This is a genomic window from Sporanaerobacter acetigenes DSM 13106 (genome assembly GCF_900130025.1).
Lineage (GTDB): Bacteria > Bacillota > Clostridia > Tissierellales > Sporanaerobacteraceae > Sporanaerobacter > Sporanaerobacter acetigenes.
Window position 1 is genome coordinate 1 of sequence record NZ_FQXR01000013.1, and the last position, 16,884, is coordinate 16,884.

Sequence of the window (16,884 nt, forward strand, 5' to 3'; positions counted from 1 at the left end):
TAGCGGTACATTAAATCTTATGGATAATTTATAGAAAGTATCTCCAGCCTTTATGGTATAAGGAAATGTCCCCGTTGGGCAACTTTTTTGCTTTTCATAATTCTCCAATATACTAACCACCTTTCTTTATATATTTACTTCAATATATTTTATGCATATAGGTATTTAAGTGTTAAAAAAATAGACATATTCTCTAAGAAATATGTCTATTTTGATCTTTATTTTATGCTCATCTTGGTATACAAATTACTTGACCTATCTGAAGTCTGTTTGGATCTATCCCTGGATTTGCTGCTATTAATTGTTGTAGTGGAATATTGTATCGTTGAGCTATCAAATATAATGTATCTCCACTTCTTATAGTATAGTAAAATCCCCCTGGGCATGATGGAGTTGGAGGTGCTGCCATAGGGATGCAAATTACTTGGCCTATTTGAAGTCTATTTGGATCTACTCCTGGATTTGCCCTTATCAATGCATCTACAGAAATATTATATTGAAGTGCTATTCTATAAAATGTGTCACCAGGTCTGATTGTATAGTAAAATCCGCCTGGACATGAAGGTACTGGAGGTGCTGCAGTTGGAACACATATTATTTGACCTACTCGCAAATTATTTGGGTTTATTCCTGGATTTATAGCCATTATAGCTCCTACAGTAGTTCTATTTGCAATAGCTATATTATATAATGTATCCCCAGCTTTTATGGTATAAGGAAAACTTCCCAATGGGCACGCTTGCTGAGTTCTATTCTCATTCATGATTTTAATCACCTTCCTATATTTGAATTCAATATATATTATGCAAATATAGGTTCAAGTGTTAATGAAGGTTTTGTATTAAGTTTATTTAAAAATTCCATTATATCCTATAAAAGCAGCAGCTAAATAAGCAACCGTCTTTGGAATCATAAGTAATCCTATGGTTGGATTATATCTAGCAAATAATATTACTGGAATATAGAAAGCATAGGATATAAAAATCATAATGCTAAACCATCTGAACGTATTATCCCTTGAATCTTTTGAATCTTTAAATATAAGTATAGCTGCTCCTAATCCTAATACCATAAGAGGAATATTTCTATACATTTCAAAATTCATAGGTGCAATCTGACTGCCCCATTGATTTCCCGGCAAAAATAGTATTATAAGCCTTGCTATTCCACAGAGTAACAAAATAATAGTAACAATATTATGTTCTTTGTCAAATCGAGCTCTCCAAACTTCCACCAACAACATATAAAATATAGTCACTGTGAGGGAAGTAAACATCTTCCCCATACCTAAGAGATAAGCATTTTGGGTAAGTCCTCCTTTTAAATATGCAAGTACTCTAAATCCAACATGGCCAGTATCTCCTAGTGCAAGAAGAAGAAAAGCCAAAACTAACAATTTACCTGTTTTTCTATCCTTAGAATTTAAACTATCTATATTTTTATACATCTTAATAGCCAAATACCATATGGCAACCAAATAAAATACATTAAATATTATTTCCATTACATCTTTCATTTCCATAATTCAAAAATTCTCCTTTCTATTATCTATCTACTATATTTTTTAGTATTTGAAGTCCTGTAATTATAGTTTCTAATTCTTCCTCTGAAGAATTGGAAAACAAATCATGAAAATAATTATCAATGACATTTTTAAAACCTTTTGCAATATTGTACCCATCTTCTGTAAGAGCTATATAGACAACCCTCCTGTCTCTTTCACTTCTAGTTCTAGAAACTAGTTTTTGTTTTTCTAATCTATCGATGATACCAGAAACTGTCCCATTAGTGATATACATTTCTTCACTTATATCACTAACTTTCATACTTCCATTTTTATACAGCATACTCATGATTGTAATCTGCGGAACCGTCAATCCAATATCTTCAAACTTTGCTTTTATGCTATTGTTTAACTTAAAATAAACTTCCTTTATAAGATAAGCAATGATTATGCCTTTGTCTGTACTAGAAATTTTTATCCCACCTCTCAATTTACTTTGCATGCTAATATTTTGCATCCAAACTAATTATAGTTTAATACTAAAATAAAGAAATGTAAAGAAAAAAACCTTATTTAAATAAGGTTTTTTAATCAAATAGAGTTATTTCAGTTACATATTTGTTATAACAGTCGACTTTTATGAATGCACCACTGTTTTCGTTGTCTTTTTCATTGTATTGAAATACATAGTATTCAATATTGTTTGAATTTTTTTCGACTTCATATTCTGTATTAGTAAGGGCTAATTCATCTTTTATACCTTTTAATTTTTCATTGATGAAATTCAAGCTTAATTTTTCTGCTGCTTTTTCATCCAATAATTTGCCGTCATGATTTTCTGGCAACATCTGCTGTAAATAAAATGCCTTTTCTTCACCTTTTCCTACTCTTATATCAAAAGTATTGGAATCATTCCAAAATAGATATTGATAATATCTACTATCATTCCCATAGTCGAAATAATTTACCTTCAAGTCATAGGAATCATCTATATCTATTCCAAAATAATGTTTTATCTCATTTATTGCAATTTTCTTTCCTTTTTCTTCAATATCTTTGTCAACATTTTGATTTGCTTCTTTTCCCATTTCAGATGCTACCACAGTTTCTTTTTGTTGTGATGTATTCGCCTTTGAGCCACATCCCGAAAGCCCTGCAACTACTAAAATACACATTAAAATTAAGAATATCTTCTTCTTATTCATACTCTCACTCCCTATACATTACTTTCTTTTTCACAATTTCTATATTTTAATTATATATAGCTTTATAAATAAAGTAGTTACAAAGGGTTTACAAAAGTATGTCAATATTTATTTAAGAAACACTCTTAGTTCTACTAGTTTTACTAATAATTTTTATGAATATCATATTTATTATAGGTATGAAATAAATGTAAAACGCATAGGGCAAATATTTAAGACTACTGACACCCAATGTCATAGCAGGTATAACACCAGATATATTCCACGGTACCATGGGAGATAATACAACTGCTGTATTTTCAATGTTTACAGCAAATTGGTATTTATCTATCTCCATTTTGTCATAAAAATCTTTCATTATTTGAATAGTAAGAACTATAGCTATTGATTGATTGCCCCCAAAAGCTGCTGTTAAAACACTTATTATAGCGGTAGCTATAAATAACCTGCATCTCGAATTTACTCCATCAAACAAACTATGAATACCTTTCAAAAATCCTGCACTATCCAATAATCCCGCAAGAGAACAAGATACAAAAGTCATAAATATTGCTTTAAGCATAGATATAACTCCTCCTCCTTTTATTATGGAGGAAAGAAAAATTTCTTTAGGAATACTGTATCCAAAGAAAAGATATTTCATAAAATCTTGAATTTTTATTCCCTGATAAAAACAACTTATAAAAAAGGCTAAAACTATGCTCAAACTCATAGATATTTTTACATTTACTTTAAATACACTCAATGCAAGTATTAAAATTGCAGGTAGTAGTACCAAAAAACTTATGTTGAAATTTTTAATTATTTCTTCATTTATTTTATTTTGTGTAAAATTTAAAGGATACTTAGTAGAAATAAATATATATATAAATAAAGAAATTCCATAAGGAATAATTGCAGTTTTAAACATATTTTTTATATTCTCATAGAGATCAGTCTCGGTTAAATTAGCTATTAAGTGAGCACTGGAAGACATAGGGGAACATCTATCCCCAAAATATGCCCCTGCTACAATAGCTCCTGCAGCTATATTTGAATTAAGACCTCCGCTTTTAGCCATAACCATAAGGCTAAGACCTACCGTGCCTACAGTACCAAAGGCTGTTCCCAATATAAATGAAATTACAGTACATATCATAAAAGCATAGACCACAAAATATCTTGGGTTCATAAATTCTATACCATAATAAACCATGCCTTGAACAGTGCCAGAAGCCATCCATGATGCTGTAATCATTCCAATGAGTATTAGCACTTCTGACACAATAAAAGATTTCTTTCCACCTTCGTAGGACATTTTCATTATTTCTTTAAAAGAATATCCTCTTTTATAAGCAATAAAACAAAAAATAAAAAAACATATAGTCAAAGGAATTCCTATGAACATGTCTCTATAAATAGAATAAATAAGTAAAATAGAAGATATTACAAATCCTAGTATTAAATCCATATTTTCTCTCCCTTATGATTGCCACTATAGTGAATTGATATGAAACCACAAATATTATAACATAAAAAAGTTCTTTTCTACTCTCTCAGAAAAGAACTTTTACCACTAATTTTAATGTCTTGGATTTGCTATTTCAATATTTATTTTTTTACCCTTTATTTTGTGGTTTTTAAGTCCCGCAAGAACTTCTTTTACATATTCCTTTGGAACTTCTACGAACGTAAACTTATCATATATATCAACTTTTCCTATACTCTTTCTTGGAAGACTTGTTTCCCCTGTTATTGCTCCAACAATATGTCTTGGGCTTATGTTTTCTCTTCTTCCAATATTTACAAACAATCTTACCATTCCAGCTTCTGCACCAGTATTTACTGCATCTAAGTCTAAATCCTCATGACCATCCTTTTTGTTTTCATCCATATACATTTTAAGTATTGCTGAAGCTATGTCTATAGAATTGTAATCTTCCTCCAACAAAGTATCTATAATATTTTGATACTTTGAAATTTCTTCATTATCTAGTTCATGTCTTATTTTATCCAATAGAATATCAATTTTCTTTTCCTCTACATCACCTAATGTAGGTAAATCTTTTCTCATTATCTTGGTCTTTGTATATTTTTGAATATCTTTTAACTTATATATATCCCTACCTACTACAAAACTAAAAGCCGTACCTTCCCTTCCTGCCCTTGCAGTTCTTCCTATTCTATGAACATAGTATTCTTCATCTTGTGGAATATCATAATTAAATACTATATCCACATCATCTACATCAATACCTCTAGCTGCTACATCTGTTGCAACAAGAATGTCTATATTTCCACTTCTAAATGTAGACATGACCTTATCCCTTTGAGTTTGTTTTAAATCTCCATGAAGTCCATCTGCAAAATATCCTCTTCCTTGAAGTTCCAATACAAGTTCATCTACTTTTCTCTTTGTATTGCAAAAAACAAGAGAAAGCTTTGGGTTATATATATCTATAAGCCTACATAATATCTCTGTTTTCATATTTGGCTTTAACTCAAAATAATATTGTTCTACCTTAGGTACTGTAAGTTCCTTATGAACCACTTTTATGATCTCAGGGTTTTTTTGAAATTTTTTTGCAAAACTCATTATTTCTTGTGGCATTGTTGCTGAGAAAAATACAGTTTGTCTATCCTCAGGCATTTTACCTAGTATAAGTTCAATATCATCTCTAAATCCCATATCAAACATTTCATCTGCTTCATCAAGAACTACCATATTTATATTTCCAGGTTTCAAAGTATGCCTATTTAAATGATCTATAACTCTTCCTGGTGTTCCGATGACAATTTGTACTCCCTTTTTCAGCGCTTTTATCTGTCTTTCAATTGGTTGCCCACCATATACAGGCAATATATATACGTTTTTTTTGTATTTTGCCAATTTACTTATTTCTTCTGCCACTTGTATGCATAGTTCTCTAGTAGGACACAGTACAATTGCTTGCAGTTGTCTGTTCTCCTCGTCACACATTTCTAAAATAGGTACACCAAAAGCTGCAGTTTTTCCTGTTCCCGTTTGAGCTTGACCTATTACATCTTTACCTTCAAGTATATATGGTATAGCTTGTGATTGAATAGGAGACGCTTCTTCAAATCCCATATCTGAAACAGCTTTTTTTATCTCCTGTGAAAACTCCATGTCTTCAAATTTTAATTTTTTCATATAAATTTAAATCTTCCTTCCATAATTTATTAGCGTTTTAAGTATATCTTTATTGTTCCAAAAATGCAACTTAAATATTATAATTCTTTCCTTGAAAACTATCACGTCTTTTCAATTCCATATCTATGCCTGACAGTACCCTTAACTTATCAAGGCTCCAACGTGGTTCTACCAAAAGTTCCTTTTTCCCATCTCCCGTAAGGCGATGAATGACCATATTTTCTGGCAAGAGTTCAATAGCATCACAGACGAGATTTATATACTCATCCTTGGACAAGATATGAAAAGGATTTTTTTTGTAGTATTCATACAAATCCGTGCCTTTTTGTACATATAAAAGATGAAACTTAACTCCCCAAGTATTAGTTTTGGCCACATATCTTACAGAGTCAAGAATATCTTTTGTAGATTCTTTTGGAAGTCCAAATATAAGATGAGTAACAACTCGTATATTTCTCTTTTTTAGTTCTCTCACTGCATTTTCATATACTGACAAGTCATATCCTCTTCTTATAAATTTAGCTGTATCTTCATGAATAGTTTGAAGCCCCAGTTCAACCCACAAAAAAGTTTTCATATTAAATTCTTCAAGCAAATCCAATATATCTAAATTCAAGCAATCTGGTCTAGTAGCTATTGAAAGACCTGATACATCATCTAATGAAATAGCCTCTTCGTATTTTTGTCTTAAGTCTTCGCATGTAGAATAAGTATTGGTGAAATTTTGAAAGTAAGCTATATACTTTCCTTCAGGCCATTTCTTTGATAAAAACTCTTTTTGATTTCCAATCTGTTCACTAATAGATAAGCATCTTTCGGCAGCAAATTCTCCTGAACCTTCTTCACCGCAAAATATACATCCCCTATTCCCTACTGTACCATCTCTATTAGGGCAAGTAAATCCACCGTCAAGGGAAAGCTTTATGGTCTTTCTACCAAATACCTTTCTCAATTCATAATCTAATGAGTGGTACCTTTTATCTTTCCACACAATTTATCACCTTTCAACAAATTAATAAGTCAGGGGCAACCCCTGACTTGTTCTAGTTAAATTTCCATAGTATCAACTACAATTATATCATCACCAAATTGAATATCAAATTCAATCAACATATCTTCTCTTGTAGCACCATAAGATTTAGGCATTTCAATTATATCTAGTACATAATCTTCATTTAATTTTTCACGAATTTTTTCTTCAAAAGATTCCAAATAGATGTATATTCTCTCGTTAAGACTAAATGTTCTTCCTGAACTTACATGTTCATTTAAAACTTTCAAATCATCTTTATTATCTACATGATATACAGAGTACTTTGTCAAAATATCTACTACATTTTCATCTAGATTTTTATAAGCCACTAAATAAACTTTATACTTGACAGTTACTTCTTTTTTCCTCATTATTTTCCCTCCTTTTATTTCATCTAATCACATAACAAATACTTTATTAAAAGTTCAGTAGTATTATTTATAGATGATATATGAGTCCTTTCATAATGATGAGAAGCATCTACTGCGGGGCCTAAGCTAGCAAAATTTATATCTTTTCCTTGACCAGCAACATGAGTAGAATCTGAACTATAAAAATTATATAGATCTACTTTATATCTAATATTGTTTTCTTCAGCTATATCCACAAGTTTATTCCTAAATTCAAAATTGTAAGGGCTTCTCCTATCCATAGCTGCAATGCTGACACTATATTCATCTGAATGTTGTCCTTCTCCTACAATTCCTATATCCACAGCTATCATCTCTGCTACTTTTTCAGGTTCTCCTGCTACTCCATGACCTATCTCTTCATAATTGCTAATGAAAAAATGTGTTGTATACTTAGGCTTTAATTTGTTTTCACTGAAATATCTAGCAATTTCAACTAATATTGCAACAGCCAATTTATCATCTAAATATCTAGATTTGACAAATCCTGAATCTGTTATTTCTGTTCTAGTATCCATACAAATAAAATCTCCAATGTTGATTCCTAAATCTAGTACATCTTCTTTAGAAGCAACAATCTCATCAATTCTAACCCTCATACTTTCCTCGCTTCTAGGATCATTTTTAGCCTCGCCATATATATGAGCAGAAGCCATTGTAGGAATAATAGACCCACGAATTTTTTTACCTTTTCTGGTGATTATGTAACAATTCTCTCCTTCAATCGAACTCCAACTACTTCCTCCAACTTTTTTGTACTTCAATTTGCCATCACTAGTGATATCATTAACCATACAACCTAATGTATCAATATGTGCTGTAATCATTACATGTTTCTCATCATTTTCTCCTTTTAATGTACCAATCAAGGCTCCTTTGTTTGTCAATTTTGTTTTTACTTTAAACTTTTCAAAATCTTTTTTTACCTCTAATATAGCCTCTCTTGTATATCCTCCCGGACTAGGAATTTGAAGATACTTTTTCATAGCTTTCAAAATAAATTCTGTATTTATTTCCATGTCCTTTCCTCCTCATGTATGTAGAAAATATTTTATTATATATTTATTATACCAAATATTCGTTAAATATTTAATTTGTAGAAATATTATTTAAGAAATTTTTCAAATTCTTCTGATGAGACAGGCTTGCTATAATAATATCCTTGGACCTTGTCACAATTGTTTTCCTTTAAAAACTGTATATGTTCTTCTGTTTCTGCTCCTTCAGCTGTAACCTCTAAATTTAACTCATGAGCTAAATGTATTATAGCTTTCACTATTGACATATTTTTAGTATTAGTGTTTACATCCATGATAAAAGTTCTATCAATTTTCAATTCATCAACACTCATCTCTTTTAAATAGCTAAAACTTGAATAACCCGTACCAAAATCATCTATCGATATATATACACCTAAACTTTTCAATTTTTTAAGAACTTCAATAGTGTATTTTATATCAATCATTGCTATACTTTCTGTAATCTCAAGTTCTAAATATTGAGATTCAATCCCCGTATCTTCCAGTACATTTTTTACAATATCAACAAAATCTTTCTGTTGAAATTGCATACCAGAAATATTAACTGAAACCCTTATAGGTTGATACCCTTTATCCAGCCATTCCTTATTTTGTCTACATGCTTCTCTCAATACCCATTCACCTATAGGTAGTATAAGTCCCATTTCTTCTGCTATAGGTATGAACTTATTTGGCCCTATAAGTCCTTCATCAGGATTATTCCATCTAATTAAGGCTTCCATACCATGAACTTTTCCTAAATTCATATCAATTTTTGGTTGATAATACAATTCAAATTCATTTCTTTCTACTGCTCTTCTTAACTGACTTATAGTTTTTACTTTGTTTATCTCAATATCACTCAATTCTTTGTTGTAAACATAAAAATTATTTCCTCCACCTTTTTTAGCCCTATACATAGCCATATCTGCATTTTTAACTAATGTTGTAAGATCTTTTCCCCCTTCTGGATAAATACTGACCCCTACACTAGCCGTTAAGAAATGTTTATATCTGTTCATTAAAAAAGGTTGACTCATTTTATCTAAAACTTGTTTGGCAAATTCTACTACTTCGTTCTCATCTTCTATATCTTTCATGAGTATGAGAAATTCATCCCCTCCAAATCTAGCTAATATATCTCCATCTTTAATTATATTTTCTATCCTTTTACCTACTAAATTTAATATATGGTCTCCAGTATCATGACCTAATGTATCATTTATATCTTTAAATCTATCAATATCAAAATAAAGCACTGCTAATTTATTTCCCTTTTTTTTAGTTTCCTCTAAAGTATCTGTAAAAATTTTTGCCAAATATAATCTATTTGGTAAATCAGTTATTGCATCATAATAGGCCAATTTATATATTTGTTCTTGATGAGAAATAAGATTTTTATTCGCCTCTTCTAACTCACTAGTTCTCTTTTCAACTTCCGTTGCTAGTTGTTTGTTCCACCCCGACAATATAAAAAACACCAGCAATATAACAAAAACTATAACCACTATTTGTTTTTTATACACTTTAAATAGATCTTTCTTTCCATAGTATTCTTCCCCAAACCATTTTTGATATATTTTATCATAGGTTCCATTCCTTTTTATTTCTTTTATACCTCTATTCAATATATCTGCAACCTCTTGCTTGTCTTTAGTAGTCACAGGTCCATATTCTACTTCTCCCATTGGTTCTCCAACTATTTTGACCATATCAGCCTTTTTCATTTTCTGTAAATAATACAGTCCCGTCTGTCTATTTCCTAGAAAAGCTTCTACTTCCCCATTTAACAAGGCTTCCATCCCATCTTTTTGATTGTCTTTAGGCCTTAAAATAACTTCAGAAATCTCATTTAATAATTCTTCATTTATGTCACTTTTTTGAAAAGCTACCTTGATTCCGTTTAAATCCTCTATCCCTGAAATATAATTTGTATTTTTAAGCACAAATATAGCTTGTGAATTTTTGACTACAGGAACTGTAAATAAAAATTTGCTCTCCCTTGTTGGTGTTTTAGACATGCCTTGGATAGCATCTACTTTTTCAGCTCCAAGCGAATACATTGCTTGATTCCAAGGCATGGGAATTATTTCTATTTCTATTCCCTCTTCAATAGCTATAGCTCTCATGATATCTATATTGAAACCTTTATAATTTCCTTTTTCATCTACAAATTCATAAGGAGGGTGATTGTTGTCTCCTGCTACTCGAAGAACCTTTATTTCTTCTGCAAAAACAGGTTTACAAGTCATTATAAATATAATTGAAATGAATAAAACTGAAACTATAGACCTGCTCCTTTTACATTTCATGACAATCATCCTTCCTTTCAATTTAATACATGTATATATGTTTATTCTACATAAATTGACTATTTCCTCCTAATAAAGACATTTTAATAAAATATTTGTCTAAAAAATAAAACCTTATGAGAATTTCCTCTCATAAGGTTTATAATCTACAACTATCTTCTAAATCTTCTATCGTTATTTCTTTCTTTTCTCTTCTTTCTACAATCTGGACATCTTTGAGGTTCATTTTCAAATCCTTTTTCTTTATAAAAAGCTTGTTCACCTTCAGTAAAAATAAATTCTTTTCCACAATCTTTGCAAACAATAGTCTTATCTGCCATTTCAACATTCCTCCTTTACCTTGATTTTAGATTTAAAACAGATTCACATGGGATTCCCAAAAGAGGAATGCTGTTAATCTTTTAAATCTTTAAATTCATAATTAGCATATCATTTTTATAATCAATATGCAATAAAAATTTTAACTATATTTACTTATTATTATATTGCTAAAATGAGCAAAATTATACATTGATTTATACTTATTTGAAATATTTTTTTAGTTCTGATAAATATATGAACTCTATACCTCTTTTCTTCATTTCCTTGGATTTTTTATTTATTGCAGCAACAGTTGTTTTCCCTCCTTGCCCTCCTATATGACCTATTCCAATTGAATATCCTCTATTAAAGGCTATGTCAGCAAGCTTATCCATTGAACCTTCTATATCTTCAATATTTTTAGAATTATCTAAAAACACATCTCTAGCAAAATATACCACACCTAAATTCGATGTTATTTCTTCTGCAACAGAATATTCTCCCGTCTTGCTATCTAAAAAAAACAACTCTTTTTCTTTGGCTATTTTTAAAACCTCTGTCACAATTCTCTCATCCTTCATGACCTTTGAACCCATATGATTATTTATACCTTTAGCCCATTTCACTTCCTCAAGACCATCTTCAACAATCTCTCTAACTTCTTCATTGGATTTATTGCAAGTTATAGGTCGTGGTCCAAGCCAGCTAAGAAGCCCTTTTTCAGGTTCCATAGGTAAATGCAATATGACTTCAAATCCTGCTTCATGACTTCTATTTGCATCTTCTTGTGTATACTCCAAAAAAGGCATCACTGCAACAGTTATTGGAATATCCAGTTTCATAAGTTCATCTATCCCATCCCCATGATTTCCCAAGTCATCTATTACCAATGCTACATATGCTTTTGGACAAGAACTAGTACAAGTAGTTTTAGGTTTAATAAACAAATTAAATAAGCCCAATCCAATAAAAATAAGTATAACAATTAAAATCATCAATGTCTTTTTATTGAAGTGAATATACATAAATTACTCCTCCACAATTTTTGCTTTTATATTCTACTTATGATTATGAAAATAAAAAGTATATTATTACATTTATATTTGGATAAGATATGATATAAGAACAGCAATTCTATATTTAATTCTATTTAATTTATAAATATATATTATAAGCAAAAGTGGGAATATTAAATTCCCACTTTTTCATTAACTATTCATCTAGCATATTATCTCTAAAAAATTTAATCAATCCATATTGTGCAAGTATGTCCATGAACTGATCATAAGTAGAACCCTCCACGCCTTTAATCATGGAATTGTCTTTATACCTCTGTTCATTTGCTTTTATTTCTTTTCTAAATATTTCATAGTACTCTTCCTTAGTATTGCAATCTTTTAAAATTTCTACATATCTGTCATAATCCTTTGAAAGCTCCTCCATAAAAAAATTATCCAATTCAGAATATCTACTTACATATTCTTTAAGTACCTCTTCCTTTTTTCTCAATTTTATCATATTCTCACCCTCTTCTTATATTGTCAAAATAATAAAATTGTTTATATATATATATTACCACATTCTTGGTATAATTGCGAATTTTCTAAAAACTTTTTTTAATAAATATTGACATCTCAGCATTAGCTAAGATGTCAATATTTATTAATTTCCCTTTTTAAATAAATTCTTTAGCCAATTAAAGAATCCACCTTCATTTTTCTTGTTGTTGTTTGTCTCTACTTCTACTTCTTCTTTTTCTACTTTTAACTCTTCAGTTTTCATAACAAATTTTACGCTTCCATCCATTTCATCAGCTATTCCAGTAAAACTCTTATAATCATTTGATAAATCTAGTATTTTATCTTTTGTGTCCATTATATCATCTATATTGAAATCACTATCTTGAACTTTATTGCTCATCTCAAGAATTCCTTCTTCATAGAATTTTTTCATTCCTTCATCTAATTCTTTTGAGCCATCAGTCAATTTTTGTGAACCTTCTTTCAATGCTCCACCAGCAGTTGAAAGTTGATTGGTCCCATTCGCTAATTCATTTGCCCCTTTATTTAAATCATTAGCTCCTACATTTAATTGTCCTAATCCATTTGTCAATTTTCCAGTTCCTTGTACAAGCGTATTAGAGCCTTCACTAAATCCTTTAACTCCTTCATTAGCTTGTTTTGCACCTTCATTCAATTGGTTAGCTCCAGCCATAAGTCCTTCACTACCAGCTACTAATCTTTTTGATGCATCTTCTAATCCACTAGTTCCCTTAGCAAGTTCGCCTAATCCATACGCTACTTTCTTTTGTCCTTCATTTACTTTCCCAAGATTTTCACCAAGTTGTGAACTAGCCATCTGTGCTTGTTTTATTCCTTCTTCTACTTGATTTAATCCAGATATCAATTGATTACTTGACTGTTGCAATCCTTCTAGCGCCATCTTTTGTTTTCCAAATCCCTCAAGCATTTTAGCTGCTATTCCATCAGCTCCTGGTACTTTTGCAAGTCCATTTGCTGCAGCTTCTAATCCTTCAACACCTTTTAACAACGCATTTACGACTCCTAATTCTTTTTCTTTGCCTTTCTTTATTTGCTCAATAGCATCTAAACTGTTCTTCAATCCTTCAGTCAACTGTTCTTGCCCATTTTGTATCTTTTCTGTTCCTTGAACTAACTCATTCATGCCACCGCTCATCATTTGAGTTTTTTCAGGAATTTGGCTCACTCCATTGGCTACCTGTTCAGCACCTTTTGAAAACTCTTGAGCTTTTGAACTAAATTCCATAGAACCTTGACCTAATCCAGTAAATCCTTGCCCTAATTTGTTTGCACCATCATTTAGTGCCTTAACTCCATTGTTAATTTCTTTGCTTCCTTCATAAGAAGCATTCACTCCATCCTTTAATTTAGCTGAGCCATCTTTTAATACATTGGCTCCTACATTTACCTTATCCACACCATTTACAAATTCATTTATACCATTATTTAATGTAGTTTGACCTTCATATAACTTTCCAGTAGCATCACTTAATTTTTCACTAGCATCCTTTATCTTTTCAATTCCATCGATCAATTCATCAAAATCTCCTGCATTTTCAAAATCGTTAACTTCTGGCAATTCAGAAGTTACAGTTAAAATCACTGAACCCATTTCAAATTCTTCCACATCTGCTGTAACAACTAAAGTCTCTGGAATATCTATAATATTTGTATCTAAATCTAAACTTTGCTTTAATCCAGGAAGTGCAACATAAGTTACTATTTGATTGTTGCCATCTGAAACAAGCTTCCCACTATTTATTTTCACATTGCTAAATATATCTATTGGCAAATTCATAACTACAACACTACTAAATGGTGTATACACATCTTTTTCTTTTCCACTATCTAATTTAATAATATGACTATCTTTGTTAACTACGGAAACATTTATTTTAACCTTTCCCGATTTTCCCAACATATCTTTTGGATCCATTCTTTTACCATCTAAATAATATTGAATTCTAAGTTCTACTGGCAATTCTTTATCTGTAATTCCTTGATAAAATATATCCTTTTTATCTGTATTCCAAGTAATATTGTCTTCTTTTATTTCTGGTACTTCATCACCTTTTACATTTTTTATATCTTTTAATGAAGTCTTATCCTCAATTTTCCCAAGAGATGAATCAGAATGTAACCATATACTTGATATTTTTTCAACAGGAGCTCCCTCTGGATCCAAATTCACAAAAACTGTTTCGTCTTTACTTACAACTCCTTCAGCAAATGCTGCAGTTGACATTACCATCATCAAAACTAACAATAAACTCAATGCTCTCATAAGTTTTCTATTTGTTTTCATATATAATCTTTCCTCCCTTTATTTTGTCAACAATACTTTTGTTCCAGTTTTTTGAAGTCGCTTTAATAAATCCTTCAAAGGCAAGCAATACTCCTGGTAGTATAAATAGTATAACACCAGTACTTACTAATGCTCCTCTTGCTATCATGACACTCATAGATTTAATGATTTCTATCTTCGATATAACACCTACTCCAACAGTTGCTGCAAAAAAAGTAAATCCACTTGTAACTATTGATTTTGCTGATTCTCTTACAGCTATTTCCATAGCTTCAAATTTGTCATGACCATTTCTTATCTCTTCTCTAAATCTTGTAGTCAAAAGAATCGCATAGTCAACCGTTGCTCCTAACTGTATAGAACCTATAATTATTGAGGCTATAAAAGGTATTGAATTTCCTGCATAAAATGGTACGCACATATTTATAAATATTGCCAATTCAATAACCAATATTAAGAAAATTGGTATTGATATTGATGTAAACACAAACATTACAATAACAAATATAGCTAGAGTAGATATTATATTTACTTTTTTAAAATCTGTATCTGTAATCTTTATCAAATCTTTTGTAAGTACTCCTTCTCCAGTCAATATAGCTTTGTCATCATACTTTTTTACAATAGCACTTATTGCATCTATTTGAGCATTTTCTTCATCTGTTGCTGCTTTAAAGTTCGAGTTTACAAGTATCAATTTATATCCACTCTGTTGAAATTTATCCTTTACCTCTTGTGGTATGAAAGTTTCTGGGACACTAGGTCCTACAAATTTTTCATAACTTACAGCTCTTTCTACACCATCGAGTTTCTCAATTTCATCTATCATCTGTTTCATTTCAAAATTGGGTACTTCTTCAGAAACTAAAACCATATGAGTAGTTATCATATTGTATTCATTTTTTAACTTTCTAAAAGCAATTACTGATTCTATATCATCTGGCAATGATTCGTCTATATTGTAGTAGACTTCATTGTGACTTTGCCCATAAAATGCTGGCAAGAATATAAGTATTGCTATAACTATGAAAGCTTTGTAGTGTTTTGTAACCAATTTAGCTAATCCATCAAATTCAGGCAATATTGTCTTGTGACTAAATCTATGAATTAACTTATCAAACAACAACATGAAAGCTGGCAATGTAGTTATTACAGAAATAAGCCCTAATAGCACTCCCTTTGCCATTACGATTCCTATATCCTTGCCTATAGTCAATTCCATAAAACATATAGCCAAGAAACCTGCAATTGTAGTAAGTGAACTTCCAACAATTGAAGCAGCAGTTTTTTGGATTGCATTTGCCATAGCTTGGTTTTTATCATCTAGTTTTTCGCTTTCTTCATCATACCTATGAAGAAGGAATATTGAATAGTCCATTGTAACTCCAAGTTGCAATACTGCAGCTAAGGATTTAGTTACATAGGAAATCTCTCCAAAAAATATATTGGTTCCAAAGTTGTACATTATGGCATAAGCCATACTTAAAAGTATAATAAAAGGAATAAATGTTGATTCAAGAGTTAAAGCCAACACTACAATTGCAAATATTACAGCCATAAATACATATATTGGAGTTTGTTTATCTGCTATATCTATAGTATCTCTCATCGCTGAAGCTGTACCGCTTAAAAAACATTGTTTGTTCAACAATTTTCTTATACCCACTACAGCCTCTTGAGTAGTATCTGAAGAAACTTTATCACTAAATTGAATCATCATAAGTGTAGAGTTTTCTCTATAAAAAGCATCTTTTAAATCCTTTGGAAGTATCTCTTCAGGTATTCCAGTATCCACAAAATCATCTACCCAAATTACCTTTTCAACACCCTCTACATTTGTAATCTTTTCTTTTAATTTTGCAACATCTTTAGACTCCATATTTTCTACAATTAAAAAACTAAGACCAGAGTTTTTAAAATCATCACTTAATATTCTTTGACCTTTTACTGAATCCAATTTTTCAGGTAAATAAGTCAATATATCATAGTTTATTCTAGTCTTTGCCATCCCATAAAATGATGGCAACAACAAGAGTGTGGCCACTATTATCACTAGCACTCTATTCTTTGCTATGAAATAACCAAATTTATTCATATAATCATC

General features: G+C 30.6%; 15 protein-coding genes. All 15 read right to left on the reverse strand.

Going from position 1 to position 16,884, the window contains the following annotated elements; all coding sequences use genetic code 11:
• Positions 1–229 precede the first annotated feature (229 nt).
• Entirely contained in the window at positions 230–763 is a 534-nt protein-coding gene (locus BUA21_RS11170) for a LysM peptidoglycan-binding domain-containing protein (RefSeq protein WP_072744920.1), read from the reverse strand.
• A gap of 84 nt (positions 764–847) precedes the next feature.
• Entirely contained in the window at positions 848–1,522 is a 675-nt protein-coding gene (locus BUA21_RS11175; protein WP_084604272.1) for a hypothetical protein, read from the reverse strand.
• A gap of 22 nt (positions 1,523–1,544) precedes the next feature.
• The gene (locus BUA21_RS11180; protein WP_072744921.1) at positions 1,545–2,006 is read right to left on the reverse strand and encodes a MarR family winged helix-turn-helix transcriptional regulator; all 462 of its coding nucleotides are present in this window, start codon (positions 2,004–2,006) and stop codon (positions 1,545–1,547) included.
• 85 nt (positions 2,007–2,091) lie between these two features.
• The gene (locus tag BUA21_RS11185) at positions 2,092–2,709 is read right to left on the reverse strand and encodes a hypothetical protein (RefSeq protein ID WP_072744922.1); all 618 of its coding nucleotides are present in this window, start codon (positions 2,707–2,709) and stop codon (positions 2,092–2,094) included.
• 112 nt (positions 2,710–2,821) lie between these two features.
• On the reverse strand, positions 2,822–4,159 hold the full coding sequence (locus BUA21_RS11190) for a Na+/H+ antiporter NhaC family protein (RefSeq protein WP_072744923.1): 1,338 nt from the start codon (positions 4,157–4,159) through the stop codon (positions 2,822–2,824).
• Positions 4,160–4,270: 111 nt separating this feature from the next.
• Positions 4,271–5,860 carry a DEAD/DEAH box helicase gene (locus tag BUA21_RS11195; RefSeq protein ID WP_072744924.1) on the reverse strand — a complete coding sequence of 530 codons (1,590 nt, stop codon included), beginning with the start codon at positions 5,858–5,860 and terminating at the stop codon, positions 4,271–4,273.
• A gap of 70 nt (positions 5,861–5,930) precedes the next feature.
• A complete protein-coding gene (locus BUA21_RS11200) occupies positions 5,931–6,851 on the reverse strand; it encodes a TIGR01212 family radical SAM protein (protein ID WP_072744925.1) in 921 nt (306 codons plus the stop codon).
• A 56-nt stretch (positions 6,852–6,907) separates the two neighbouring features.
• Positions 6,908–7,264, reverse strand: a complete 357-nt coding sequence (locus BUA21_RS11205; RefSeq protein ID WP_072744926.1) for a hypothetical protein — start codon at positions 7,262–7,264, stop codon at positions 6,908–6,910.
• A gap of 23 nt (positions 7,265–7,287) precedes the next feature.
• Entirely contained in the window at positions 7,288–8,322 is a 1,035-nt protein-coding gene (locus tag BUA21_RS11210) for a M42 family metallopeptidase (protein ID WP_072744927.1), read from the reverse strand.
• Positions 8,323–8,408: 86 nt separating this feature from the next.
• A complete protein-coding gene (locus BUA21_RS11215) occupies positions 8,409–10,634 on the reverse strand; it encodes an EAL domain-containing protein (protein WP_072744928.1) in 2,226 nt (741 codons plus the stop codon).
• A gap of 152 nt (positions 10,635–10,786) precedes the next feature.
• The gene (locus BUA21_RS11220; RefSeq protein ID WP_072744929.1) at positions 10,787–10,954 is read right to left on the reverse strand and encodes a zinc-ribbon domain-containing protein; all 168 of its coding nucleotides are present in this window, start codon (positions 10,952–10,954) and stop codon (positions 10,787–10,789) included.
• 201 nt (positions 10,955–11,155) lie between these two features.
• The gene (locus BUA21_RS11225) at positions 11,156–11,959 is read right to left on the reverse strand and encodes a divergent polysaccharide deacetylase family protein (RefSeq protein ID WP_072744930.1); all 804 of its coding nucleotides are present in this window, start codon (positions 11,957–11,959) and stop codon (positions 11,156–11,158) included.
• A gap of 187 nt (positions 11,960–12,146) precedes the next feature.
• Positions 12,147–12,452: a VIT1/CCC1 transporter family protein gene (locus BUA21_RS11230; protein WP_072744931.1), complete on the reverse strand. Its 306-nt coding sequence runs from the start codon at positions 12,450–12,452 to the stop codon at positions 12,147–12,149.
• A gap of 144 nt (positions 12,453–12,596) precedes the next feature.
• Positions 12,597–14,780, reverse strand: coding sequence for a methyl-accepting chemotaxis protein (locus tag BUA21_RS11235; RefSeq protein ID WP_072744932.1), 2,184 nt, complete (start codon positions 14,778–14,780; stop codon positions 12,597–12,599).
• A complete protein-coding gene (locus BUA21_RS11240) occupies positions 14,767–16,875 on the reverse strand; it encodes an efflux RND transporter permease subunit (protein WP_072744933.1) in 2,109 nt (702 codons plus the stop codon). Before BUA21_RS11240 ends, BUA21_RS11235 begins: the two co-directional genes overlap by 14 nt.
• Positions 16,876–16,884: the final 9 nt, after the last annotated feature.

Bases quoted from the DNA above. Each gene is read 5' to 3' on its own strand.
- BUA21_RS11215 (WP_072744928.1), bottom strand. From the start codon at position 10,634: ATGAAATGTAAAAGGAGCAGGTCTATAGTTTCAGTTTTATTCATTTCA.
- BUA21_RS11170 (WP_072744920.1), bottom strand. From the start codon at position 763: ATGAATGAGAATAGAACTCAGCAAGCGTGCCCATTGGGAAGTTTTCCT.
- BUA21_RS11235 (WP_072744932.1), bottom strand. From the start codon at position 14,780: ATGAAAACAAATAGAAAACTTATGAGAGCATTGAGTTTATTGTTAGTT.
- BUA21_RS11240 (WP_072744933.1), bottom strand. From the start codon at position 16,875: ATGAATAAATTTGGTTATTTCATAGCAAAGAATAGAGTGCTAGTGATA.
- BUA21_RS11175 (WP_084604272.1), bottom strand. From the start codon at position 1,522: ATGGAAATGAAAGATGTAATGGAAATAATATTTAATGTATTTTATTTG.
- BUA21_RS11195 (WP_072744924.1), bottom strand. From the start codon at position 5,860: ATGAAAAAATTAAAATTTGAAGACATGGAGTTTTCACAGGAGATAAAA.
- BUA21_RS11185 (WP_072744922.1), bottom strand. From the start codon at position 2,709: ATGAATAAGAAGAAGATATTCTTAATTTTAATGTGTATTTTAGTAGTT.
- BUA21_RS11180 (WP_072744921.1), bottom strand. From the start codon at position 2,006: ATGCAAAGTAAATTGAGAGGTGGGATAAAAATTTCTAGTACAGACAAA.
- BUA21_RS11205 (WP_072744926.1), bottom strand. From the start codon at position 7,264: ATGAGGAAAAAAGAAGTAACTGTCAAGTATAAAGTTTATTTAGTGGCT.
- BUA21_RS11230 (WP_072744931.1), bottom strand. From the start codon at position 12,452: ATGATAAAATTGAGAAAAAAGGAAGAGGTACTTAAAGAATATGTAAGT.
- BUA21_RS11190 (WP_072744923.1), bottom strand. From the start codon at position 4,159: ATGGATTTAATACTAGGATTTGTAATATCTTCTATTTTACTTATTTAT.
- BUA21_RS11210 (WP_072744927.1), bottom strand. From the start codon at position 8,322: ATGGAAATAAATACAGAATTTATTTTGAAAGCTATGAAAAAGTATCTT.
- BUA21_RS11220 (WP_072744929.1), bottom strand. From the start codon at position 10,954: ATGGCAGATAAGACTATTGTTTGCAAAGATTGTGGAAAAGAATTTATT.
- BUA21_RS11225 (WP_072744930.1), bottom strand. From the start codon at position 11,959: ATGTATATTCACTTCAATAAAAAGACATTGATGATTTTAATTGTTATA.